Genomic DNA, 22,632 nt, shown 5'->3' with positions numbered 1-22,632 from the left:
GAACCGGGCCGGTCCGGCACCGGTGAATTCCCGCTCCCCGCGCGCGTATCCGGCGATCGGCAATCGACGCACCACACCCATCAAAGGATTCCGCTCAGTGTCCACCCCCCACCCCCCTCGCCCTCCCTATCCGCCGCCGGGCGGCGACCCCGGAGAATCCGACGAGTTCCTCGCCGCCCCGCTGCGAGCCGGTTCAGACGCGGAGGCCTCACGGTCCACCGCGCTGCTGATGGCCCGTCACTGGCCGGCCGCACACGACTACGCGGTCGTCTGTCTGGCCACGTCGGGCCCGCTCGCCCACATGGTCACCGGCGCCGCCTTCCACCGGACACTCGCCCGGCTCGCGCTGGGCGAGCCCGCCGAGGCCGTCCGGCCCCGCCTGCTCGTGGCGGTCCGGGACACGGTCCTGAACTGGGCCGGCACGGACCTGACGGCCGCCGTGCTGCCGGCCTTGCGAAAACCCGCCGGGGGCCGCGGTATGCGAACCGCGAAGACCCTGATACCGGAAAACCGGGCCCTGTCCGAACAGTCTTTCCAGAGCCTTCCGCGACTCGAACAGGCGTTGCTGTGGCACATCGAGGTCGAGGCCGAACCGATAAACGTCCCCGCCGCCCTGCTCGGTCTGGACACCGACAGCGCGGCGGCGGCACTCGAACAGGCCCGCGAGAAATTCCGGGAAGGCTGTGTCCGGGCCCACCGGGAACTCGCGCCGAGCACCGACTGCTGTCACTACAACCGCCTTCTGGACGTACCGATCCGCCGGGGCGGCGCCCTGCTGCCGGACGTCCAGCAGCACCTCACCGGCTGCCCGTACTGCCGGCACGCCGCCGAGCAACTGGGCCGGATCGAGGGCGGCCTCGGCGTACTGCTGGCCGAGGCGGTGCTCGGCTGGGGCGCCCGGCGGTACCTGGAGTCGCGCCCCGGCCGGTCCGGACCCGCCCGCGCCCGCGGCGCCTCCCCGGGCCCCGGCGGACGGAGACGCGGCGGTGGACAGCGCGGGCCGCTGGACGGGGTGCCGGCGCGGGCATCCGGCGGGCGCCGCAGACGCGGCAGGGCGTCCGGGCCGTTCGGCGCGCTCCTGATGCCCGCTGCCGGATGGCCGGCCAGGACGCTGCTGGTGGGGGTCGGGGTCGCCTCGGCCGTGCTGCTCGCGACCGTCGTCGCCCTCAGCGCCTGGCCCGACGGCGGCGACCACACCGACCCGGTCGCCTCCGACGCGGCCCCCAGCACCGGCGTCCGGCCCCCGACCGGGCCCGCCTCCTCACCCGGCACGGCGGGCCTGCCCGCGGCCGGCCGGCCCGCCCGGCTGCGCAACGCCGCCACCGACCTGTGCCTGGACGTCAGGGGCGAGGTCCGGGTGGGCGCGAGCGCGGTGCTCGCCGCCTGCTCCGCGGCGCCGGCACAGCAGTGGACGTACGAGGCCGACGGGCTGCTGCGCAGCGCGGCCGACTCCCGTCTGTGCCTGGACTCGCACGCCGACGCGGGCGTCGTGATCCTCGGCCGTTGCGCCGGCGCGGGGGAGTCGCGGGGCGACGACGTGCGCTACGACCTCACCGTGCGGGGCGAGTTGCTGCCCCGCTGGGACCGGACCCTCGCCCTCGCCCCGGCCGGGGACCGGGCGGGCGCCGATGTCGTCGTCAAGGTCCGTGACGACTCCACCGCCCAGCGCTGGCGTACCGACGCGCCGTCCGCGAGCCCGGGCTCCCTGTCGATCGCCGGCGGCGACGGGTCCCCGGGGCCCGGCGCGGTGCCGTCCGACGGGCGGACGACGGGGCTCGCGCGGCAGGCTCCGGCCCGGCCGGTCGCGCTGCGGGGGACGGGTACGTAGCGGAGCCGGCCTGTCCCGCCGCCGGCCGGCGGCGGGACAGGCCGGTCAGACGGCCGCCTCGACGAGGTCGTCCGGTGTGACCGTCGCGGGCGTGGCGTGGCCGGACAGGGCGAGGGTGAGGTCCAGTTCCGCCAGGACGCAGCGGATGACGTGCTCGACGCCCGCCTGCCCGTCCAGACCGAGGCCGTAGACGTACGGCCGGCCGAGCAGCACCGCCCGCGCGCCCAGGGCGAGCGCCTTGAACACGTCGTCGCCGGTGCGCACCCCGCTGTCGAACAGCACGCTCAGCCGGTCGCCCACCGCGTCCGCGATCCCGGGCAGCGCGTCGGCCGCCGCGATCGAACCCGCCACCTGCCGGCCGCCGTGGTTGGAGACCACCACGCCGTCCATCCCGGCGTCCGCGGCGAGCCGGGCGTCGTCCGGGTGCAGGACGCCCTTGAGGACGATCGGCCCGTCCCAGTGCTCGCGCAGGAAACCGAGGTCGGGCCAGGTGTGGCCCGCGTCCCCGAACAGACCGAGGAAGTGCAGCACCGCGGCGTTCGGGTCCTCGTGGACGGGCTTGGCCAGGCCCGCCTGGAAGGCCGGGTCGGTGAAGTAGTTGGCGGTGCCCACCCCGTGCAGGAACGGCAGGTACGCCTGGTCCAGATCGCGCGGGCGCCAGGCCAGCAGCGGGGTGTCCAGGGTGACGACGAGCACCGAGAACCCGGCGGCCTTGGCGCGGGTGAGGAAACTCCGCGTCACCTCACGGTCCTTGCCCCAGTACAGCTGGAACCAGCGCTCGGCGTCCCCCATGGCCTCCGCCACCCGCTCGAGGGGCGTACTGGACGCCGAGGACAGGACGAACGGCACGCCCTGCGCGGCGGCGGCCCGGGCGGCGGCAGACTCGGCGTCCGGGTGCATGATCGACAGCACGCCGACCGGGGCGAGGGCCAGCGGGGCCGGCAGGGTGCGGCCCAGCACCTCGGTCGTCAGGTCCCGCTCCTGGACGTCGCGCAGCATGCGCGGCACGATCCGGCGCCGGGCCAGGGCCGCCCGGTTGGCGCGGGCGGTGCCGCCGTCACCCGCGCTGCCCGCCACATACCCCACCGGACCCGGCCCGAGCCGGTGTTCGGCCAGCTCCTCCAGCCGGGTCAGATCGGTGGGCAGCCGCGGCACGGCACCCGTCATCCCGTTCAGGTAGATCTCGTACTGGAAGTCCGCCCAGTGCTTGGCCATCCGTCCCTCCCACCACTCGCCGCCACGTCAGCGCGTGCCGACGATACTCGCGGGTAGGCCAGGACGGCTCCACCGGGAACCCCTTGGCCGCGGCGGGGGCACGCGCGTCCCTGGACGCTCCATGAACGCGAGAAGCCGTGAAGAGGTCGTGAAGGGCCCGCCGTGGGGTGGGGGCGTTATGTTTCAGGCCGATTAACAAGAGGGTGCCTTTCGGCCATTCGGCCGGTCACCGCGATCAAGAACCGCTCAGTTGTGCGGTCGATGCGTTCAGTTTCCGTGACTTCACGCCACTGTTTCAACACGCAATGTTACCGAAAGCTGTGGGTGGGATGTGTGTTTCGCCGGCGGACTCGGCAGAGTGGCGCTCGCCGCTCCGGCGCCGACCGGGCCGGAGGGCACCCGTCTATTCGAGCGGAAGGATGCACACAATGCGGAACACCGCGCGCTGGGCAGCGATCCTCGGCCTCACGGCCGCCGTATGCGGACCCCTGACCGGGGCCGCCCTCGCTGCACCGGGCGCCGCCCCGTCGTCGCTCTACGCCCCCTCGGCGCTGGTGCTGACCACCGGCCACGGCGAGACCGCGGCCGCGGCCACCCCCGAGCGCGCCGTCACCCTGAACTGCGCCCCGACGGCTTCCGGCACCCACCCGGCGGCGATCGACGCCTGCGCCGAACTGCGCGGCGTCGGCGGCGACCTCTCGGCCCTGAAGAGCCGCGACGACGTGCGGTGCACCAAGCTCTACGACCCCGTCGTGGTCACGGTCCAGGGTGTCTGGCAGGGCAAGCGCGTCTCGTACGAGCGCACCTTCGGCAACTCCTGCGTGAAGGACGCCATGAGCAACAGCGTCTTCGCGTTCTAGGACCGGGATCGTACGGTCTCCGCGACGCCGGATCAGGCTCGCAACTGGGGAGTGCGGCCCCTGGAGCGGGGACCTGCGATCTCGCACCGGGACCGACGGGCGGAGTGGGGCCGCCCGCCGGATTCCCGGGCACACAGCCGCTCCCCGGAACAGGCCCGTGGGGGGCCTCTCCGGGGAGCGGCGAAAAACAACCGGTATCGAAAAGCAACCGGTTTCAACTGAAGATTGGACGTCAGGTCTTGCGCCGGTGACTCGTGTCGCACCAGGGGTAGCGGCGACTGCGCCGGCAGGTGCACAGGGCGACCCGGAAGCGGTCGGAGGAGACCGTGGTGCCGTCCTCCAGCTCGATCTCCACCGGGCCCTCCATCAGGAGCGGCCCGCTTCGCTGCATCCGGATGCGGCGGGGTCGTTCAGCAGGCTCGTTCGGCACGGATCACCACCAGCTCCTCCTTGTCGTCGGCGGCCGTGAGCAGACCGCTCCGGCGCAGCCAGGCCTCCCGGGAGCGCAGCACCGGACCGAACTCGATCCAGCGGCGCCGGACGACGGCGGCCTTCAGGTCCGCAGCGCGCAGCAGTTCCAGGGTGCGCTCGGGGCCGCTCAGCGCCGAGTGGACCAGCAGCAGTACCCCGCCGGGCCGCAGCAGCGCCGGCGCGTCCCGGCAGATCCGGTCCAGCAGCAGCCGCCCGTCGTGGCCCGCGTCCCAGGCCCGCGACCGGCCGTGCGGCTCGCGTCCGGTGCCGGGCGCCGGCACGTACGGCGGGTTGGCCAGGATGAGGTCGTACGTTCCGTCCGCGACCGGGCCGAAGAGGTTGCCGCGCCGTATCCGCACCGGCAGCCGGGTCAGCCACGCGTTCAGCCGCGCCGTCCACACCGCCCGCCGGGACACGTCCACGGCGGTCACCTCGGCGCCGCGCCGGGCGGCGGCCAGGGCCAGGGCACCGCTCCCGGTGCCCACGTCCAGCACTCGCGCACCCGGCGCGGGCGCCTCTTCGTCCAGTGCCTCGGCCAGCAAGGCCGTGTCGTCCTGTGGGGCGTACACGCCCGGGAGTACCCATGCTGTCACGTCGCCCCGGGTACCCCCGTCATCAGGATGTATGGGCCATTTCCTGGGCAAACGGAACACGGAGCGACGACCGTCCCGCACGCCACTCGCCGAGCAGCCGCCGCGCCAGCCGCCCCTCCAGGTACTCGGTGGCGTCGACGCCGAAGGCGATGTCACCGGCCAGCTCGGGCTCCTCCGCCAGCAGCCCGCCGATCACGTCGTGGCGGACGACCTGCTCGTGCACCGCGTCCGCCTCGACGTGCTCGTCGTAGAAGAACTCGGCGGCCGGCCCGGCACCCGTACGGCGCATCGCCTCGGCCAGCCGGCGGGAACCGGGCGAGGAGGTGATCTCCACGTCCGCGAAGTGGCCCACCAGGGCCCCGCGCAGCCGGCGGTGCAGCCCGAACAGCGACATCAGGTTGACGACGGCGAGCATCTCGGCGCAGGCCGCGTCCAGGTGGCGCCCGTACGCGGTGTCCAGGCCGAGGTCCGTCATCAGGTCGGCGAACAGCCGGGCGTGCACACGCTCGGCCCGGCCGCCGCCGAACTCGTCGAACTCCACCGCCGCCATCGCCGCCTTGGCCCGGCCCCACAGCCGGGGCAGCACCCAGGCGTGCGGGTCGGCCTCCTTCAGGTGGTACAGGGAACGCTGGGCCGCGTACTCGCGCAGGTGCCACAGCTCGCCCTCGTCGCACAGGAAGTGTGTGACGCCGGTGCCCTCGGCCGGTTCGACCAGGAGGGCGGCCAGCGCCTCGTCGAGGCTGTCGTGCACCGGCGTGTCGGCGCGCAGCGCGGACAGGAACCGGTCCTCGAGCGGGCCTCGCAGCGCGAGCAGCCCGGGATCCCACTCGAGCTCCGGGCGGACCCCGGCGAAGCCGCGGTAGTGCAGTTCGTAGCACAGGTACAGGGCGAGCTGGAGATCGTCGCCGTAGGGATCGGCGGCCGCGGCGCCGGAGGCACCGGGCACCGGTCCGGTGCCGCGCAGGTACGCGGTGACGGCGGCGGACAGGGGCCCGCGCGGCGCGGGCAGCTCGGGTCCTCGCAGGTGGTGGTTCATGGCAGTCGGGTACCCGGCCGTCATGAAAGCACCAGTGATCAACCGCACGCTCGAACGCTCGCCCGACGCCTCCCGCACCGGCCCGTGTCCGGGAGCGGCGCCTGGCGGCAGCTCGACGACAGACCGGCGACGAACCCGCACGCGGTCGCCCGCGCGCCGGCGGAGCACCCCGTGGGCGCTCCGCCGGGACGACGCGGCCCCGCTCAGTCCCCCTGCGACTGCTCCTGCGCCCCGGTGTTCGGGGTGATGGCGTCCGCCGCCTCGCCCCGGCTCTTCTTGTCCTCGCCGTGCTTCTCGGCCTCCTCGGTCTCGCGGAGCACCTCCTCCAGGGCCGTCTCGGGCCGCTTCCCCTGGTCGTTCCCGCCCGGCATGGCGTCTCCTTCCGTCGCTTCGTGCTGATCCACTACGGGTTACCCGCCGGTGCCGTCCCAAGCGCTCCGGCGCGAGCCCGGGGGAGCGGCGCTCGCGCACGGCGTCCGGACGCGCATGGAGGCGGGCGGGTAGCCTCGACGAGCCGAGGGGGGCCCGCACCGTGGAGGACCGATCACCATGCCCGTCGACCTCACCGGCACCTTCCTGACCCTGGACGACGGTCGCCCGGCCGTCCGGTTCCGCCGCACCTACGACCAGCCGGCGGACCGGGTCTGGCGGCTGGTGACCGACCCCGGCGAGCTCGCCGGCTGGTTCCCCTCGCGCGCCGAGATGGACCTGCGCCCCGGCGGCGCCATCCGGTTCAGCGGCGACCCGAACATGCCGGAGTCCACCGGCACGGTGCTCGCCGCCGAACCGCCCCGCCATCTCCGCTTCGAGTGGGGCGGCGACGAACTCCGCTTCGACCTCGAAGCGGAGGGCGGCCGGCGCACCCGGCTGACGCTCACCGACGTGCTCGCCGCCGAGAACGCCGCCGCGCGCAACGGCGCCGGCTGGGAGGTGTGCCTGGCCGCCCTGGACGCCAAGGCGCACGGCGAGCGCACCGCGGGGCCGCATACCGGGGCGGGCGCGGCCTGGCGGGAGTTCTACGACGGCTACGTCGCGGCCGAAGTGCCCTCGGGCGCGCCGGTGCCGGGCCTGGACTGACCGCTCGGCGCGGGTCGGTCCCGGGCCTACGCCAGCTGCCTGCGCACCAGTTCGTGCAGCCTGCCCCCGGTGTCGGCGAGCAGCTCGGCGGGCGGGCCCTGCTGAATCACCCGGCCGTCCTCCATCACGATCACCCGGTCCGCGTCCAGCACCGTCGACAGGCGGTGCGCGATGACGATGCGGGTCGCGTTCAGCTTGCGGGTGCTGTCGATGACCGTGCGCTGGGTGTCGTTGTCCAGGGCGCTGGTCGCCTCGTCGAAGAAGAGGATGCGCGGACGCCGGATCAGCGCCTGGGCGATCATCAGCCGCTGCCGCTGGCCACCGGAGATCGCGCCGTTGCCGGCCACGATCGTGTGCAGGCCCATCGGCATCCGCTGGATGTCCTCCGCGAGGCCCGCCAGCTCGGCGGCGGCCATCGCCTCCTCCGGCGTGTACGGCTCGGTGCCGCAGATGACGTCCAGGATGGAACCGGTGAACGGCTGCGCGTGCTGGAGGACCACACCGCACTGGCGGCGCACCGCCGACTGGTCCAGGGCCGCCAGGTCCTGGCCGTCGTACAGAACGCTGCCCGAGACCGGCCGGTCGAAGCCGATGAGCATCCGCAGCAGCGTGGACTTGCCGCAGCCGCTCGGGCCGACGATCGCCACGAACTCGCCCGGGCGGACGGCGAAGGACACGTCGTCGAGGACGAGCGGGCCGTCGTCGGCGTACCGGAACGACAGCCGGCGGGCCTCGACGGCGCCCGACAGCGGGCCCGGGCGGGTGCTCGCGGTGCGGACCTCGGGCGTGGCGTCCAGCACCGGCCTGATCTCCTCGAACAGCGGCAGCGCGGCCACCGCCGAGACGAAGGAACCGGTGAGCTGGGTGACCGAGGTGAGCACCATCGTCACCGAGGTGTTGAAGGTGAGGAACGCCGCCGCCGACATGGCGCCCCTCGCCGGTCCCGCCAGCAGCATGAACATCAGCAGGGTGCACACCGGCAGGTAGACCGCGCCCAGCACCGAGGTGAGGTTCTTGATCCGGCCCACCTTCTGCTGGAGCTCCCGGCTGTGCGCGAACTGGCGCGCCCAGGCGGCGTACGCGTAGTTCTCCGCCGCCGCCACCCGCAGCTTGGGTAGGCCGCGCAGGGTCTGGAAGGCCTGGTTGTTCAGCTTGTTGCCGACCACCACCAGGCGCCGCTGCCAGCGCACCTGCCACAGGCCGAGCCCCAGGAACACCACCGCGATGACGACGAGCATGCCGATCGCCGCCATGGCCATCGGCGCGCTGTACCAGAACAGCAGCCCCAGGTTCATCGCGCCGACCGTCACCGACTGCGCCACCACCGGGCCGGTCCCGGCCAGCAGTCGGCGGATCGCGCTGATGCCCATGGCGGCACTGGCGAGTTCGCCCGTGGAGCGCTGGGTGAAGAACCGGGTGGGCAGCCGCAGCAGCCGGTCCCAGACGGCCGGCTGCAGCGCCGACTCGATACGGCCCTCCATGCGCAGGATGGTCAGGTTCTCCAGCAGCGTGAACGCGGCCGACACCACCCCGCTCACCATCACGGCCAGGCACACCCGCACGATCAGGCCGGTCTGGGCCTTCGGCACGTACTCGCCGAGCACCTTGCCGGTGGCGATCGGCACCAGCGCGCCGATGGCGACCGTCACCAGCCCCGCCAGCATCAGATTGCCCAGGTCGCCGCGCGTGCCGCGCAGGCTGAACCGCAGCAGCCCGAGCGGACCGAGCCGCCGATCGGGCAGCGGCCGGTAGAACATCACCGCGCGCTGCTCGAACTCCTCGGCGTTCGCCCTCTCCACCGGCGTCTCGCGCCCGGTGCCCGGATGCACGGCCACATAGCCGCCGCGCCGCCACAGCAGTGCCACCGGCGCCCCGGACAGCGCCCGGTGCCCCACCAGCGGGCCCACGTTCTCCCGCCACCAGCGGCCGTCCAGACGGACCGCGCGGGTGCGCACCCGGGAGGCGAGCGCCACCCGCTCGACCGGGTCGAGGCGTTCGCTCTCGGTGCCGCTCTGCGCGGGTGCGGCCAGTTCGATACCGGCCGCCTCGGCGACCAGCTTGCAGGCCGCGTAGCTCGCGTCGGCGTCGGCGGCCGTCGCGGGACGGGCCGAGCGCCTGCCGATGGAGGCCAGCAGCGTCTGGTCGGCCTGGGCGCGGACCGCCTCACCGGCCTTGATGCCGGCCGCCGTACGTGTCTCGTGGGTGCGCTCGAGCTGCTCGATCCACCGGTCCAGCGCGGTCAGCAGCCGGTACTGCTGATCGACCATGCTCTGCCACAGGGCGGGGTCCATCAGCAGATCGGCAGCGGCCTCGGCGCCGTAGAGCGAGCCGTACTGCACGCTGCCCGGCGGCACCTGCATCCAGAACACGTCGTCGTCCGCGGGCGCGGCCGACCGCTCCTCGGCCATCGGCGCCTGGAAGAGGACGGACAGGCCACGGCCGACACCGAGGGCGAGGGCGTACTCCAGCGGGCTGGTCGTGGGCGGCACGTACTGCGGGTTGCCGTACTCGTCGTACGACCAGGTCTGGGTGTGGGCGGGCTGGTACAGCTCGCGCAGGTTGACGCGGTGCAGTACGCAGTCGCGCACCGGGCGGGCCACGAGCGTGTGCTGGGCCCCGGCGACCGGGCCGAGCAGCAGCGCGCCCGCCTCAAGACGGCCGAGATGATGCCAGTGGCCCTGCTGATCGGCGTCCACCGCGAACAGGTCGAGCGCGCCGGCCGCGACCAGCCACAGCACCTGCGGCCCTTCGAGGTCCACGCGGCTGAAACCGGCGCAGTCGACCCGCGTGCCCAGCGAACCGAGCGCCTCGAGGACGAGGTCGCCTTCGTGCACGGACGTCATCTCACCGCTCCCTGACCAGCGCGGCGTACGCGCCGCCGCGCGCCACCAGCTCCTCGTGCCGCCCGCGTTCCACGACGGTTCCGTGCTCCAGCACGACGATCTCGTCGCTGTCGCGGACCGTGCTCAGCCGGTGGGCGATCACCACGCAGGCGCAGCCGCGCCGGCGCAGGTTGTCCATCACGACCAGCTCGGTCTCCGCGTCCAGCGCGCTGGTCACCTCGTCCAGCACCAGAATGCTCGGCCGGCGCACCAGCGCCCGGGCGATCTCCAGGCGTTGCCGCTGCCCGCCGGAGAAGTTCCGGCCGTCCTGCTCGACCATGCTGTGGATCCCGCCGGGCCGGCGCGTCACCACGTCGTGGAGGGCCGCGTCCTTCAGCGCCTCGATCACCGCCTCGTCGGGGATCGACGGGTCCCACAGGGCCACGTTGTCGCGGATCGAGCCCTCGAACAGGAACACGTCCTGGTCGACGAAGGACACCGAGGCGGCGAGCGCGCCGCGCGGGATGTCCTCCAGCCGGCGGCCGTCGATGCGGATCACCCCGTCCCACGGTGTGTACAGGCCCGAGATCAGCCGTGACACCGTCGACTTGCCGCTGCCCGAGCCGCCGACCAGCGCCACCTGCCGGCCGGGGCCCACGGTCAGGTCGAACCCGGTCAGCAGCGGCTGGTCCAGCGGGCTGTAGCCGAAGGTGACGTTCTCCAGCTCGATGTGCCCGTGCAGCCGGCGGGTGGAGTCGCCCGAGCCGGGCCGCGCGTAGAGCGGGTCGGCCTGGAAGTTCTCCACGTCCTTCAGCCGGGCCACGTCGGCGGCGAAGTCCTGGATGCGGCCCGCCACGCCGTTGAGCCGGGTCAGCGGCGCGGTGAACCGGGTGACCAGCGCCTGGAAGGCGACCAGCAGACCGACCGAGATGTGCCCCTCGACGGCCCGCATCCCGCCGATCCAGAGGATCAGCGCGCTGTTGAGCGTGGCGAGCGTCGGCGCGACCACACCCAGCCAGGCGCTCGGCACGCCGAGCCGCTGCTGCTCCTCCAGCGTGGTGGCGTGCTGCCCGGCCCACTTGCGGAAGTAGCCGTCCTCGCCGCCGGTCGCCTTCATCGTCTCGATCAGCTGCAGCCCGGAGTACGAGGTGTTGGTGAGCCGGGCGGTGTCCGCGCGCAGTTTCGCCGTCCGGGTCGCCCGCAGCCGTACCACCAGCCGCATGGCCACCACGTTCAGCAGGGCCACGCCGATGCCGACGAACGTCAGTTGCGGGTCGTAGGTGTACAGCAGCACGGCGTACAGCACGACCACGATGGCGTCCACGCCCGCCGCCGCGAGGTCGCGGGCGAGGGTCTCGGCCACCTGGTCGTTGGACTGCAGCCGCTGCACCAGGTCGGCGGGGGAGCGCTGGGAGAAGAAGGTGACCGGCAGCCGCAGCAGATGGCGCAGGAAACGGGCGCTGGAGAGGGTGGAGGAGATGATCCGGCCGTGCAGCAGGTTGGCCTGCTGGAGCCAGGTCAGCACCAGTGTGAGCGCGACGCAGGTGGCCATCGAGGCGAACAGCACGCCGAGCAGCGAGGTCTGTCCGCCGATGAGGAACATGTCGATGTAGGTACGGCTGAGCGCGGGCACCGCCGCACCCACCGCCACCAGCAGCAGGCTGGCCAGCACGGCGGCCGGCAGGGTGCCCGCGGTGCCGCGCAGCCGGGCCGGCATCGCGCCGAGCACGCCCGGCCGGCGGCCGCCCCTGGTGAAGTCCTCGCCCGGCTCCATCACCAGCACGACACCGGTGAAGCTGCCGTCGAACTCCTCCATCGGCACGAACCGGCGGCCCTTGGCGGGGTCGTTGACGTACACCCCGCGGCGGCCGAAGCGGCGGCCCATGCCGTCGTAGACGACGTAGTGGTTGAACTCCCAGAAGAGGACGGCCGGCGCCTTCACCTCGGCGAGCGCGGCCAGGTCCATCTGCATGCCCTTGGCGGTCAGCCCGTAACCGCGGGCTGCCTTCAGCAGGTTGCTGGCGCGCGAGCCGTCGCGGGAGACACCGCAGGCGATGCGCAGCTCCTCCAGCGGGACGTGCCGGCCGTAGTGGCCGAGCACCATCGCGAGGGAGGCGGCGCCGCACTCGACGGCCTCCATCTGGAGCACGGTGGGCGTACGGACCGTGCCACCACGGGACTTGGGGACCGGCCTGCGGGCCGGGGCGGCCCGTCTGCGGCCGCGGGTTTCCTGGGCGGTGGTCACGGGAGCAGCCAATCGACGGGACGCTGGTCGGCCAGCTTGATCGAACCGGAGGCGAGGGTCATGGAGTCGAGCCGGTACGGCGGCCCCTCGGTGGACGACCAGCGGTAACCGCTCCTCGTCGACGCCGACTTGTCCAGTGCGACCAGCACCGCCACCGGGCGGCCCTTCCGGGTGAACTGCTCGCCGAGCTGGCTGTCGCCGAGGAACGCGGCGATCGACTGCGGGGACTGCGCGGCCCGGTCCACCGACTTCACATGTCCGCGCAGCACGCCGTACCGCTGTGTCGGTACGGAGGACACGGTCAGGTCGACCGGGGCGTGCGCCGGGATGGCGGCCGCGTTCTCGGCCGGCACGTACACGGTCGCGTACAGCGGGTCCGAGGCGTGGGCGATCTTCTCCACGGAGGCCACGTTGGCGCCGGTCTGCACGATCTGCCCGATGGTGGCGGCGAGCGCGGTGATCCGGCCCGCGGCGACGGTGCGCACCACCGTGTCGCCCTTGCCGGTGCGGACCTTGAGGACGGGCGCGCCGGCCGGCAGCCGCTCGCCCTGCTTGGCGAGCACGGCCGTGACCTGGCCGGCCACGGGGCTCTGCAGCAGGTAACTGCCCTGCCCGTGGGTCAGGACGGCCTGAGCGCCGACGGTGGAGGCGACCGAACCGGTCACCGCCCATACGGAGGCCGCCGCCATGACGACGACGGTGACGCCGAGCGCGAGCCAGCCCTGGGGGCGGGCCAGCCGCACCGGAAGGTCCAGCTCCTCCGGCGACTGGAGCTTGGCGAGGGCCTGTTGGCGGAACTGCACGGAACTTCCCTCACCCGAGGAGAGACATCGTTACGACAAGCGGGTGCCGCGGGAGGACCGTCGGTCCTGTGCGGGCACCCGAGAGTCCCGGAGCCGGGGGGCGGCTCCGGGACTTCGGTGACACCTAGGTGCGGTCAGAGACCGGCGACCAGGCCGGTGACCGGCGCGGTGTTCAGGCCGGTGACACCCTCGACGGTGCCGACGGCCGTGTCCGCCAGGCCGGCGACCGGGGCAACGCCGTTCACGGCACCGGTCACGGTGTTGAGGGCGTTCAGGGACAGACCGCCGGAGACGTTGTCCAGCTCGGCGTCCGAGATCTCGACGGTCGCAACCTGGGGGGTGGAGTTCATGGTGGAACTTCCCTTCGTATGGATATTCATAAGGGGGGAAGCGGCCCCCTCTGGGGACAGACGGACGGCCGCGACCGCGGGCTCCGGGCCTCCGTCTCCGGAAGCCCGGGCAATGCCCGCGGTGCGATGGATCAAAGCACGCCCGCAGGCCTGGCTTCCAATCAAACAGGCCTCTCACCTGGGCACTTGGCGCGCCAAGGGGCTCAACGGTGCAGGTGTGCGCACGCCATGTCGGCTACTCCTTCACATGCCGCAGGGCTTCGGCGCGGCCATGTCCCTGCCTGCCGGGTGGCGAATCCGGCACTCCGCGCCAAAGGCGTACCGCGGGGGCGCGCGGATGTGCAGAAACGAGGGCGGCGGTGACGTGCTTGGGCATTCCATGTGCAGATTCCCTGAAGCAGGGATTCCGGTACGTGAGCGGAACTGACCGTTACCGGTCGGTAGCCGAACGTGTCGGTCTCGAGGCGTGCGGGCCGTCGGCCCGGGAGCGCGCGGGCCCTCAGCCCAGAAGCGCGTAGACCGTGCTCGCGCGCGCCGCGAGCGCGCCCGACTCCGCGTCGCCCAGGGTGATGTCGGCGAACGCCATCCGCCGGCCCAGCTTGGTGAGCACCGCCTCGATCAGGACGTCCGAACCGGTCACCGCGCGCTGGAAGGACGTCGACTGCTGCACGGTCGTCATCGGCACGAAGCCGCCCCGCGCGGCCGACACCGCGATCACCGTGGCCGTGTCGGCCGCCGCCATCAACGCCTGCCCCGACAGCCCGCCGCCCTCCCGGGCCAGCCGCTCCGACCAGGGCAACCGCAGCACCGCGCGGTCCTCGCCCAAGGACTCCACCGCCAGCCCCAGTTCGAGGACCCAGGGGGCGAAGCGGGTGGCGAGGATCTTGTCGGCTTCGGCGATGGTCAGCGTCATACGGGCGATTGTTCCCGGGCCGGCACCGCGACACGCACGACGTGGCCGATTCACCGCCGTGGCACGGGAGTCGGCAAGCGGAATTGAACGCACCACGAGACCCGCCCGTACCTGTAGCCATCCAGGCGCCCCGAACGACTGCCCGACAGTGGCAGAACCCCCGTCCCAGGAGGTCGAGAAGTTTGAGTCACAAGCGAATGCCCAAGCGCAAGGCCGCGATAGCGGTGGGCGGTGTCGCGGCCCTCGGCGCGGCGGCCCTCCTGCTGCCCAACGCCAACGCGTCGCAGGACAAGGCCTCGGGCGCCGCCGGCACCGCCAGGACCCTGAAGGCCGCGGACGCCTCGGATCTCGCCGCGCGGCTGCAGAAGGCGCTCGGCGACGCCCTCGCCGGGTCCTACTACGACAGCTCCAAGCAGCAACTCGTCGTCAACGTGGTCGGCGGCGACAAGAACGTGATCGTCCAGGCGGAGAAGGCCGGCGCGGCCGTGCGCCAGGTCGACAACAGCACCGCCGAACTGGCGTCCGCCGCACGGACCCTGAAGAGCAGGGCCACCGTCCCGGGCACCGCCTGGGCCGTCGACCCGCGCACCAACAAGGTCGTGGTCACCGCCGACTCCACCGTCACCGGCGCCAAGTGGGACCGGGTCCAGTCGACCGTGAGCGGTCTCGGTTCCGGCATGGCCACCCTGAAGAGGTCCGCCGGCACCCTCAAAACCTTCGTCTCGGGCGGCGACGCCATCTTCTCCCAGGTGCAGGGCGGCAACGTGCGCTGTTCCCTCGGGTTCAACGTCACCGCCTCCGACGGCAGCCCCGCCTTCCTGACGGCCGGTCACTGCGGGGTGGCGGCCAAGCAGTGGTCCGACTCCCAGAACGGGCAGCCCATCGCCACCGTGGACCAGGCCACCTTCCCCGGGGAGGGCGACTTCTCGCTCGTCAAGTACGACGATCCGAACACCCAGGCGCCCAGCGAGGTCAACGCGGGCAACGGCCAGACCGTGCAGATCAACCAGGCGGCGGACGCCACGGTCGGCCAGACCGTGTTCCGGATGGGCTCCACCACCGGGCTGCACAACGGCCAGGTGACCGGACTCGACGCCACCGTCAACTTCCAGAGCGAGACCGACCCGAACGGCGTCGACACCGTCACCGGCCTCATCCAGACCAACGTCTGCGCCGAGGCGGGCGACAGCGGTGGCTCCCTGTTCACCCAGGACGGCGGCGCCGTCGGCCTCACCTCCGGCGGCAGCGGCGACTGCACCAGCGGCGGCGAGACCTTCTTCCAGCCGGTCACCGCGGCCCTGCAGGCCACCGGAGCCACCCTCGGCGACGGCGGCAACGGCGCGGGCGGCCAGGCGGGCGCGGGGGACCAGTCGGGCGCGGGCGCGGGCGACCAGGCCGGTGCCGGTGACCAGGCGGGTGCCGGCGACCAGGCGGGCGCGGGCGACCAGGCGGGTGCCGGTGACCAGGCGGGCGCGGGCGACCAGGCGGGTGCCGGTGACCAGGCGGGTGCCGGTGACCAGGCGGGCGGCGACCAGATCGGCGGCGGCGCGGACCCGTCGGCCACGGCGGGCGGCGGCCAGAGCGGCGCGGGCGAGGGCACCGGCGCCGGTGACCAGTCGGGCGCGGGCGACGGGTCGTCCTCCGTCACCGGGTCCCACTGACCCTCACCGGGTCCCATCGAGCCGTACCGGGACCACCGAGCCGCACCACGACTCCCTGACCGGCCCCCAGCGGCTCGGCCGGCCGGGGAGGGTCCGGCCCTCCGGCGGGAGGGCCGGACCGCGGCCGTCACAGCACCTGGGACTCGGCCGCCGGCACAGCGACCGCGGCTCAGCCGCGGTCGTGGGCCCTGAGCAGCAGCACCGCCACGTCGTCCACCCGTTCCTGCGCCGCCGCGCTGTGCCGCACCAGTTCGTCGGCCAGCTCCTCCAGCGGCCGGCCGCCCACCTCGCCGAGCAGTGCGCCCAGGTCGACCAGGGAGTCCTCGATGTCCACGCCGGGCGACTCCACCAGGCCGTCCGTGTACAGCGCGAGGACCGAGCCGGGCATCAGGGACACCTCGGTCGTCGGGTACGTGGCGGAGGCGTCGATGCCCAGCAGCGGGCCGCCGGCCAGGTCCAGCACCCGCACCCGGCCGTCCGGGCGCCTGAGCAGGGGCGGCGGATGCCCGGCACGGGCCATCACGGCCCGGCCCCGGGCCGGATCCAGGCGCAGGTACAGGCAGCTCGCGAACAGTTCGGCGCCGAGGTCGATGAGCAGCCGGTTGGTGCTGCTCATCACCTCCTCGGGCGGCTGCCCCACGGTGGTGTAGGCGCGTACCCCGGTGCGGATCTGCCCCATCAGCGCGGCCGCCGTCACGTTGTGGCCCTGTACGTCCCCGATCACCGCCGCCGCCTGCGGACCGGTCGGCACCAGGTCGTAGAAGTCGCCGCCGATCTCCATGCCCTGAGTGGCCGGCAGATACCGGGCGGCCGCCTCGATGCCGGGCAGCCTCGCCAGCGAGTGCGGCAGCAGGGACTCCTGGAGCCCCTGAGCCAGCCGGTGCTTGGCGTCGTACAGCATGGCGCGCTCCAGCGCCTGCGCGATGAGACCGCCGAGGCTCGTCAGGACGGCCCGCTCGTCGGCGGGGAAGACCCGCGGTTCCGCGTACGCCAGCACACAGGTGCCCACCGGCCGCCCGGACGCGATCAGCGGCAGGAAGGCCCAGGCCGCGTAACCGTCCGGGGTCCGCCGCCGGCTGGGATACAGCCGCTCCAACTGCTCCTGGGTCTCGAAGAACGCCGGCACGCCGTTGTTCAGGACCTGGGTGCCCGGGGTGCGCTCGCTCAGCGGCAGCCCGTCGAACCTCTCCACGACATGCGGGTCCGTGTACCCGCGGTGCCCCAGCACGTGCAGCCGCCCGCCCTGGGAGCCGAGGATCACCAGCGCCTGGCTGCCGACCGCCGGGGCCACCTCGTCGGCGACCATCTGCACCACGTCGTGCACCCCGACCGCCTCGGTCAGCGCCCCGGCCAGGCTGAGCACCTGAGAGATCGTCACCAGCCGGGACGGTCCCGGTCCCGGCTGCGGCGCCCCCCGGGTGATCTCCGCCACCGCCCGGGCCCGGGTGATCCGCACGCTCAGCCCGGTCGTGCTCGGGTACAGCCGGAACGACAGCCACTCGCCCGGCGGGCGCAGCGCCACGAACGACGCCACCTGCTGGCTGATCAGCGCGGCCCGGTAGCGGTCCTCGTACACCGGGTCGTTCAGCCACGGCACCGACACCCACGGCAGGGTGCCCAGCAGTTCGCTCGCGGGCCTGCCGAGCAGCTCGGCGGCCGCCGCGTTGACGAAGCCGACCCGGCCGTGCAGGTCCAGCGACACCAGCCCGTACGGCAGCCGGGCCACCATCCGCGCCGCCTCCATCGAGCCCAGCGTGCCCGCCACCCCCGACACCGGCGCCGCCAGCAGATCGGCCTCGGGGAGCAGCGTCGTGTTCTCCTCCGCGGCCCGGGCCAGCCGCAGCGCCAGCCGTTCGCAGCCCGCGGTCAGACGCTTCCGCTCCGGGTCGGACAGCTCCCGCTGATGCGTCCCGGGCCAGGTCACGAACACGGCGCCGAACACGGTGTCGGCCGTCGCCACCGGCGCCGCGGCCAGCGCGAAGGGGTACGGCAGCACCACCGAGATGCGCGGATAGCGGCGCGCCATCTCCTCCTCGCCGCTCACCCACACCAGCCTGCGCTCGCGCACCGCGTCCGCCACCGGGATCGGCGCGTGCAGCCCGACCCGCTCCCACGGCGCCGCGAACGCGCGGGGCATGCCCGCCATGACCGCCATCTCCAGCACCGGCTCGGAGCGACGCAGCAGGTAGACCGCGCCGGAGTGCGCGCGCAGGTCCTCCAGCATCGCGGCCAGCACGAGCGACATCAGCGGCCGGCCGGCCGCCGGCGCCGGCTCCGGGCCCTCGGACACGCCGACCACCTCCTCCTACGGCCGCGCGTCGCGCTTTCGGGGACAAGACTCCCTCGGGGCGGCGCCCCGCGCACGGCGAACGTTCATGAGGCCTCCGCTTCCTCCGGCACGGCGGATGCCTACGCATACCCCGTTCAGCCGTTTCCATGCGCCGGCGCGGACCGGGGCATGAGCCGGAACGGCGGGTCGTCGGGCCGTCGCGCCGGCCGCGTCGGCGGCGCCTCGGGGGCCGCTCCGGCCACCGCGCGCGCGAGCCGTGCGCCGGCCGCGGGCGCCGCGGTGCTTCCCGCCGTGCTGCCGTGTCCCGGTCGGCCCTTCGCTCGGTGTCCACGTGTCCGGTGGGGCCTTCTCGTCCCCCGGACCAGAACTCGTGCGACCGGTCGGTCCCTCCGACCGGGACCGGCCGGCTGTGTTCCGGCGTGTCGCGGTCGTCGGCCGGGACGCGCGGCTCGCCGGGAGAAGCACAGGCGATGTACCAGTGCGCCAAGTGCGCCCCCGTCGCGCCATGATGGCCGAATTTGTACGCAGGGCACGCTTTTCCGCCTCCTGAGCGGTCGAACGGGTGACGGCGGTGCGACGGAAGGCCGTGGGGCGTGCCGGCCCCCGGCGGCGGTCGGCACGGCGTGTCGCGATACCGCCGCGCCGACGGGCCCTGACGCGTTCGTCGGTCGTATCATCATCCCAGTTCAGGAAGGGTGTCGACCGGTCCGTCGGACGGCCGGGCGAGCGCCGTCCGGGCGTGGCCGACAGGCGGTCGGCGTGTCCGCCGGCACACCGGCGGCGTCCTTTTCCGACGCGTGCGGTTTACAGGTGCGGCGCCGGGGCACACGCGGTGCGACGTTCGACGGGCCCTGGTGCCCGGGGGGCGGCGCGAAGTGGCCGAGCAGTGACGCAAAAGCACCGGCAGAGTACGCTCCGTTCAACTTCAGGGGGTTGCTTGCTCGTGACTCGCCGTGAAGACTGTGGCCGAGTTTCATCGAAACGAAGGTGTCGCGCCGCGCGCATCATGCCAATCATCGGATGGCATGGGCTGCGACTGCGTATATTCACACCTCGTTTCGGACTGCCGGGGGTAGGAGCCTCGCTGTCCGTTCAGGAGCCGGGAGGGTCCCGCGTGATCGTTGCGCGGGAGGTATCGCCGAGGGGGATGGGTGATGTCGGGTTGGCGCGCCACACGACGAGGCTCGCTGCGCAGCCGGGGCCGGCCGTGCGGCCGCCGCGTCCTGCACCGCATGTGTCGAAGGCCATGAGCCGACCCCACGGGACCGACGCCGGCTGACCGTCCCGCCGCGTACGAAGAGGGGCGCGCGGCCACGCGCTGCTCTCGTCCGATGTCCGCACAACGGTGGCACAGCCGTGCCCCCGAACGCCTGAGGCCCCGGCCGCCCAGGTGCACCACGCCCCTGCGCGCGTGACTCCTCCATGCCCGCACGCGCCACCCGCAAGCAAGGAGACAAGGTGACCAGTAAGCAAGTGACGGGGGAACGCCTTCTCTTGGAGGAGTTACCCGACCGCTGGCGCGGCTTACGCGAGGCCGGACCCGTGCGGTACGACGAGACGCAGCGAGTCTGGCAGGTGCTGGACCACGAGAACGTAGCCGCCGTGCTCGCCGACCCGGCGACGTACTCCTCCGACCTCTCCGCCCTGGCCCCCACCCAGTCCGACTTCGAGACCTTCACCCGGGGCAACTTCGTCGGCATGGACCCGCCGGAGCACCGCAAGCTCCGCACCCTGGTGAGCCAGGCGTTCACCCCGCGGGTCGTGCAGGGCCTCGGCCCCCGCATCGAGGCCGTCTGCGACCGGCTGCTGGACGCCGTCGCCGACCGCGACCGGTTCGACCTGGTCGACGCGCTGGCCTATCCGCTGCCCATCATCGTGATCGCCGAACTGCTCGGCATCCCGGCCGAGGAACACCGGCTCTTCCAGGAGTGGGCGAGCATTCTGTTCGGCGGCGACCAGCTCGGCGAGGCGCCCGACATGGCCGACCTCGAGCGGGCGCTGGAAGCCATCGCCCCCACCGTGCGCGAGATGAACGGCTACATGCTGGAGCACATCCGCGCCCGCCGCGCCGACCCCGGTGACGACCTCACCAGCAGACTCATCGCCGCCGAGGTGGACGGTGTCCGTCTCGCCGACCAGGAGATGGTCGGCTTCGTGGCCCTGCTGCTGGTGGCCGGGCACATCACCACGACCGCGCTGCTGGGCAACGCGATCGTCACTTTCGACAGGCACCCCGGTACGGACGCCGCGCTGCGCGCCGACCCGGCCGGCGTCCCGGCCGCCGTCGAGGAGGTCCTGCGCTGGCTGCCGCCCTTCCCGGAGCTGGGCCGCCTGGTCACCCGGCCGGTGGTCCTCGGCGGTAACGAGATCCCGGCCGGCACGCTGCTGATGGCGCATCTGGGCGCCGCCAACCGGGACCCCGCCCGTTTCGCCGCACCCGACGTCTTCGACGTGACCCGGAGCCCGAATCCGCATCTGACCTTCGGGCACGGCATCCACTTCTGCTTCGGCGCGCCGCTGGCCCGGCTCGAGGCGCGGATCGCTCTTCACAAGTTGCATGAACGATTCCGCGCCCTGGTGATCCCCTCCTACGAGGACGTCGCCCACCAGAACCCGGCCGTCATCGTCGGCGTACGGCATCTGCCCGTCGAGGTCGGCAGACCGTAACCCCCGGCGCACGAGGCGCCCCCGGCCGGCCCCCACACCGCTCGTTCGGGCCGTACCGGCACACCAGCACATGAGACCCACTCAACGGGAGTCCCCTTCTCATGCCGTACACCATCCCCGCCGCTCCGACCGCTTCCCGGCCGTCGTCCCTGCTGCACCGGGAGTTACAGGCCCGCCTCGACGCCCTCGCCCGGATCCACCGGGTGCCCGGCGCCCAACTCGCCCTGGACACGGGCGGCGACGTCGTCACCGTGCACACCGGTACGGCCGACGTCACGACCGGCAGTCCCTTCACCGCGGACACCGCGGTCCCCCTGGGATCGCTCACCAAGCCCTACACCGCCGCGCTCGTCATGCTCCTGGCCGACGACGGCGACCTCGACCTGGACGCGCCCGCGGCCGAGTACCTCCCGGAACTGTGCGGCACACCCCAGGTGACGACCCGCCACCTGCTCAGCCACACCGCCGGGCTGCCCACCGGTCCCGACTCCGACACCGCCGCCGCGACCACCGCCGCGCGCTACCTCACGGCCGTCTGCACCGAGCGCGATCTGCTGTTCGTGCCGGGGACCGACTTCTCCTACTCCAACGCCGGCTACGTCGCCGCCGGACGGCTGGTGGAGACGGTGACCGGCATGCCGTGGCCCGAGGCCGTGCGGGCGCTGCTCCTCGAAGCCCTCGATGTCCTGCCCGCGTTCGTCGGCGACGCCGCGCCCGTCCGTCCGGTGGCCGCGGGACACGCCGTCAACACCGCCACCGGGCAGGCCGTCCCAGCCCGTCAAACCCTGGCACCGCTGGAGGCACCGGCCGGCGCGCTGCTCGCGAGCGCCCGGGATCTGGTCGCGTTCGGCAACGCGCTGACCGGCCGCTCCGACCTGCTGCCCCCCGCCGTAGTCAAGGAGATGCGCCGGCCCGAGACCGCCGCCCGTCCGGGCACGCTCGCCGACGGCTGGGGCACCGGGCTCGCCCTGTACCAGCGGGACGGCCGTGTCTGGTGCGGCCACGACGGAAACGCCCAGGGCACTTCCTGCCATCTGCGGGCCGACCCGGAGAGCGGCGTGGTGGTCGCCTTCACGGGCAACGCCGGGAGCGCCACCGCGCTCTGGCGCGACCTCGCCGAGGAACTGGGCCGGCTCGCCGGCATCCGGGTGCCCGCCGGAACGGACGTCGTGGACCGGGGCGGGGCCGTCGGCCTGCCCGACTGCGCGGGCACCTACCGCAACGGCACCACGACCTACCGAATAGAGCCCGGACCGGACGGCACGCCGGCCCTGTCGGTGGACGGGGACCTGCCCCTTCCGCTGGTCTGCTACGCCGACCTGTCCTGCGATCTGCGCGATCCGGCCACCGGGCGCCTCGAACCCGGAGGCCGGTTCCACCGGAATCCGGCCACCGGCCGGGTCGACCGGGTCCAGATCTCCGGACGCGCGGCACGCCGTACCGACGACGGCTGAGCCACGGTCGCCACCGGCACCCGGTTCCGGCGCGGCGGGTCCGGCCGTCGCGGACCGGCGCCGGTCGCGGGTCCGCCGGGCTTCGGCGGCCGCCGCCAGTGGTGCCGACACCGGCGGGCGGACGCGGCCGACGCCATCCGGCCGGACACCACCGCCGATCCGGCCGGTACTCCGTGGTCCTGTGGTGCCCCACCGGACAACGGAGGGGGCGCACCTGCCCGCTGGAGCGGCCGTGCTCGGCCCTTCCGGTGACGGGCCTGCCGCCCGAGCCCTGCGGGCGGGTCCGGGCGATACCGGCCGGCGGAGCCGGTGGCCGGTCGCCGGGCAGGTGGTTCGGCCGGTGGCCC

The 22,632-nt window shown here is 73.5% G+C and carries 17 protein-coding genes; 6 read left to right on the top strand and 11 right to left on the bottom strand.

Annotated elements, in window-relative coordinates; genetic code table 11:
- Nucleotides 1-97: 97 nt before the first annotated feature.
- A complete protein-coding gene (locus ACFVVO_RS30485) occupies nt 98-1,828 on the top strand; it encodes an RICIN domain-containing protein (protein WP_390059197.1) in 1,731 nt (576 codons plus the stop codon).
- A 45-nt stretch (nt 1,829-1,873) separates the two neighbouring features.
- Here the strand turns inward: ACFVVO_RS30485 and ACFVVO_RS30480 are convergent, their stop codons facing one another.
- On the bottom strand, nt 1,874-3,043 hold the full coding sequence (locus tag ACFVVO_RS30480) for a lactate 2-monooxygenase (protein WP_390059195.1): 1,170 nt from the start codon (nt 3,041-3,043) through the stop codon (nt 1,874-1,876).
- 428 nt (nt 3,044-3,471) lie between these two features.
- Here ACFVVO_RS30480 and ACFVVO_RS30475 point away from each other — a divergent pair, with 428 nt between their 5' ends.
- Nucleotides 3,472-3,903 carry a protease inhibitor gene (locus tag ACFVVO_RS30475; protein ID WP_390059194.1) on the top strand — a complete coding sequence of 144 codons (432 nt, stop codon included), beginning with the start codon at nt 3,472-3,474 and terminating at the stop codon, nt 3,901-3,903.
- A gap of 232 nt (nt 3,904-4,135) precedes the next feature.
- Here the strand turns inward: ACFVVO_RS30475 and ACFVVO_RS30470 are convergent, their stop codons facing one another.
- From ACFVVO_RS30470 to ACFVVO_RS30455, 4 genes are all read right to left on the bottom strand, one after another.
- A complete protein-coding gene (locus tag ACFVVO_RS30470) occupies nt 4,136-4,333 on the bottom strand; it encodes a CDGSH iron-sulfur domain-containing protein (protein ID WP_390059192.1) in 198 nt (65 codons plus the stop codon).
- Nucleotides 4,314-4,967 carry a HemK2/MTQ2 family protein methyltransferase gene (locus ACFVVO_RS30465; RefSeq protein WP_390059190.1) on the bottom strand — a complete coding sequence of 218 codons (654 nt, stop codon included), beginning with the start codon at nt 4,965-4,967 and terminating at the stop codon, nt 4,314-4,316. The genes ACFVVO_RS30470 and ACFVVO_RS30465 overlap by 20 nt, the downstream gene beginning before the upstream one ends.
- Nucleotides 4,968-4,989: 22 nt before the next feature.
- Nucleotides 4,990-6,003 (bottom strand): iron-containing redox enzyme family protein, encoded by a 1,014-nt coding sequence (locus ACFVVO_RS30460; RefSeq protein WP_390059188.1) that lies wholly within the window; start codon nt 6,001-6,003, stop codon nt 4,990-4,992.
- 203 nt (nt 6,004-6,206) lie between these two features.
- Nucleotides 6,207-6,374 carry a hypothetical protein gene (locus tag ACFVVO_RS30455; protein ID WP_390059187.1) on the bottom strand — a complete coding sequence of 56 codons (168 nt, stop codon included), beginning with the start codon at nt 6,372-6,374 and terminating at the stop codon, nt 6,207-6,209.
- Nucleotides 6,375-6,552: 178 nt separating this feature from the next.
- Here ACFVVO_RS30455 and ACFVVO_RS30450 point away from each other — a divergent pair, with 178 nt between their 5' ends.
- Nucleotides 6,553-7,080 carry an SRPBCC family protein gene (locus ACFVVO_RS30450; RefSeq protein ID WP_390059186.1) on the top strand — a complete coding sequence of 176 codons (528 nt, stop codon included), beginning with the start codon at nt 6,553-6,555 and terminating at the stop codon, nt 7,078-7,080.
- Nucleotides 7,081-7,106: 26 nt separating this feature from the next.
- On the opposite strand, the gene ACFVVO_RS30445 is transcribed toward ACFVVO_RS30450, so the two are convergent.
- From ACFVVO_RS30445 to ACFVVO_RS30425, 5 genes are all read right to left on the bottom strand, one after another.
- Nucleotides 7,107-9,923, bottom strand: a complete 2,817-nt coding sequence (locus ACFVVO_RS30445) for an NHLP bacteriocin export ABC transporter permease/ATPase subunit (RefSeq protein ID WP_390059184.1) — start codon at nt 9,921-9,923, stop codon at nt 7,107-7,109.
- Between the two features lies 1 nt (nt 9,924).
- Complete coding sequence (locus tag ACFVVO_RS30440) at nt 9,925-12,147, bottom strand: NHLP family bacteriocin export ABC transporter peptidase/permease/ATPase subunit (RefSeq protein ID WP_390059183.1); 2,223 nt, start codon at nt 12,145-12,147, stop codon at nt 9,925-9,927.
- Nucleotides 12,144-12,950: an HlyD family efflux transporter periplasmic adaptor subunit gene (locus ACFVVO_RS30435; protein ID WP_390059181.1), complete on the bottom strand. Its 807-nt coding sequence runs from the start codon at nt 12,948-12,950 to the stop codon at nt 12,144-12,146. Before ACFVVO_RS30435 ends, ACFVVO_RS30440 begins: the two co-directional genes overlap by 4 nt.
- Before the next feature lie 134 nt (nt 12,951-13,084).
- Nucleotides 13,085-13,300 (bottom strand): type A2 lantipeptide, encoded by a 216-nt coding sequence (locus ACFVVO_RS30430; protein ID WP_390059180.1) that lies wholly within the window; start codon nt 13,298-13,300, stop codon nt 13,085-13,087.
- 499 nt (nt 13,301-13,799) lie between these two features.
- The gene (locus ACFVVO_RS30425) at nt 13,800-14,213 is read right to left on the bottom strand and encodes a PaaI family thioesterase (RefSeq protein ID WP_390059179.1); all 414 of its coding nucleotides are present in this window, start codon (nt 14,211-14,213) and stop codon (nt 13,800-13,802) included.
- A 197-nt stretch (nt 14,214-14,410) separates the two neighbouring features.
- Here ACFVVO_RS30425 and ACFVVO_RS30420 point away from each other — a divergent pair, with 197 nt between their 5' ends.
- Entirely contained in the window at nt 14,411-15,874 is a 1,464-nt protein-coding gene (locus ACFVVO_RS30420) for a S1 family peptidase (RefSeq protein WP_390059356.1), read from the top strand.
- A gap of 169 nt (nt 15,875-16,043) precedes the next feature.
- Here ACFVVO_RS30420 and ACFVVO_RS30415 read toward each other — a convergent pair whose 3' ends face one another.
- Entirely contained in the window at nt 16,044-18,119 is a 2,076-nt protein-coding gene (locus tag ACFVVO_RS30415; protein WP_390059355.1) for a SpoIIE family protein phosphatase, read from the bottom strand.
- A gap of 1,503 nt (nt 18,120-19,622) precedes the next feature.
- On the opposite strand from ACFVVO_RS30415, the gene ACFVVO_RS30410 reads away from it, so the two are divergent.
- Nucleotides 19,623-20,831, top strand: coding sequence for a cytochrome P450 (locus ACFVVO_RS30410; RefSeq protein ID WP_390059177.1), 1,209 nt, complete (start codon nt 19,623-19,625; stop codon nt 20,829-20,831).
- Between the two features lie 101 nt (nt 20,832-20,932).
- The gene (locus ACFVVO_RS30405; protein WP_390059175.1) at nt 20,933-22,285 is read left to right on the top strand and encodes a serine hydrolase domain-containing protein; all 1,353 of its coding nucleotides are present in this window, start codon (nt 20,933-20,935) and stop codon (nt 22,283-22,285) included.
- Nucleotides 22,286-22,632 lie beyond the last annotated feature (347 nt).

It is taken from the genome of Streptomyces sp. NPDC058145 (genome assembly GCF_042884245.1).
Lineage (GTDB): Bacteria > Actinomycetota > Actinomycetes > Streptomycetales > Streptomycetaceae > Streptomyces.
This window is presented reverse-complemented; position numbering and strand designations above follow the sequence as displayed.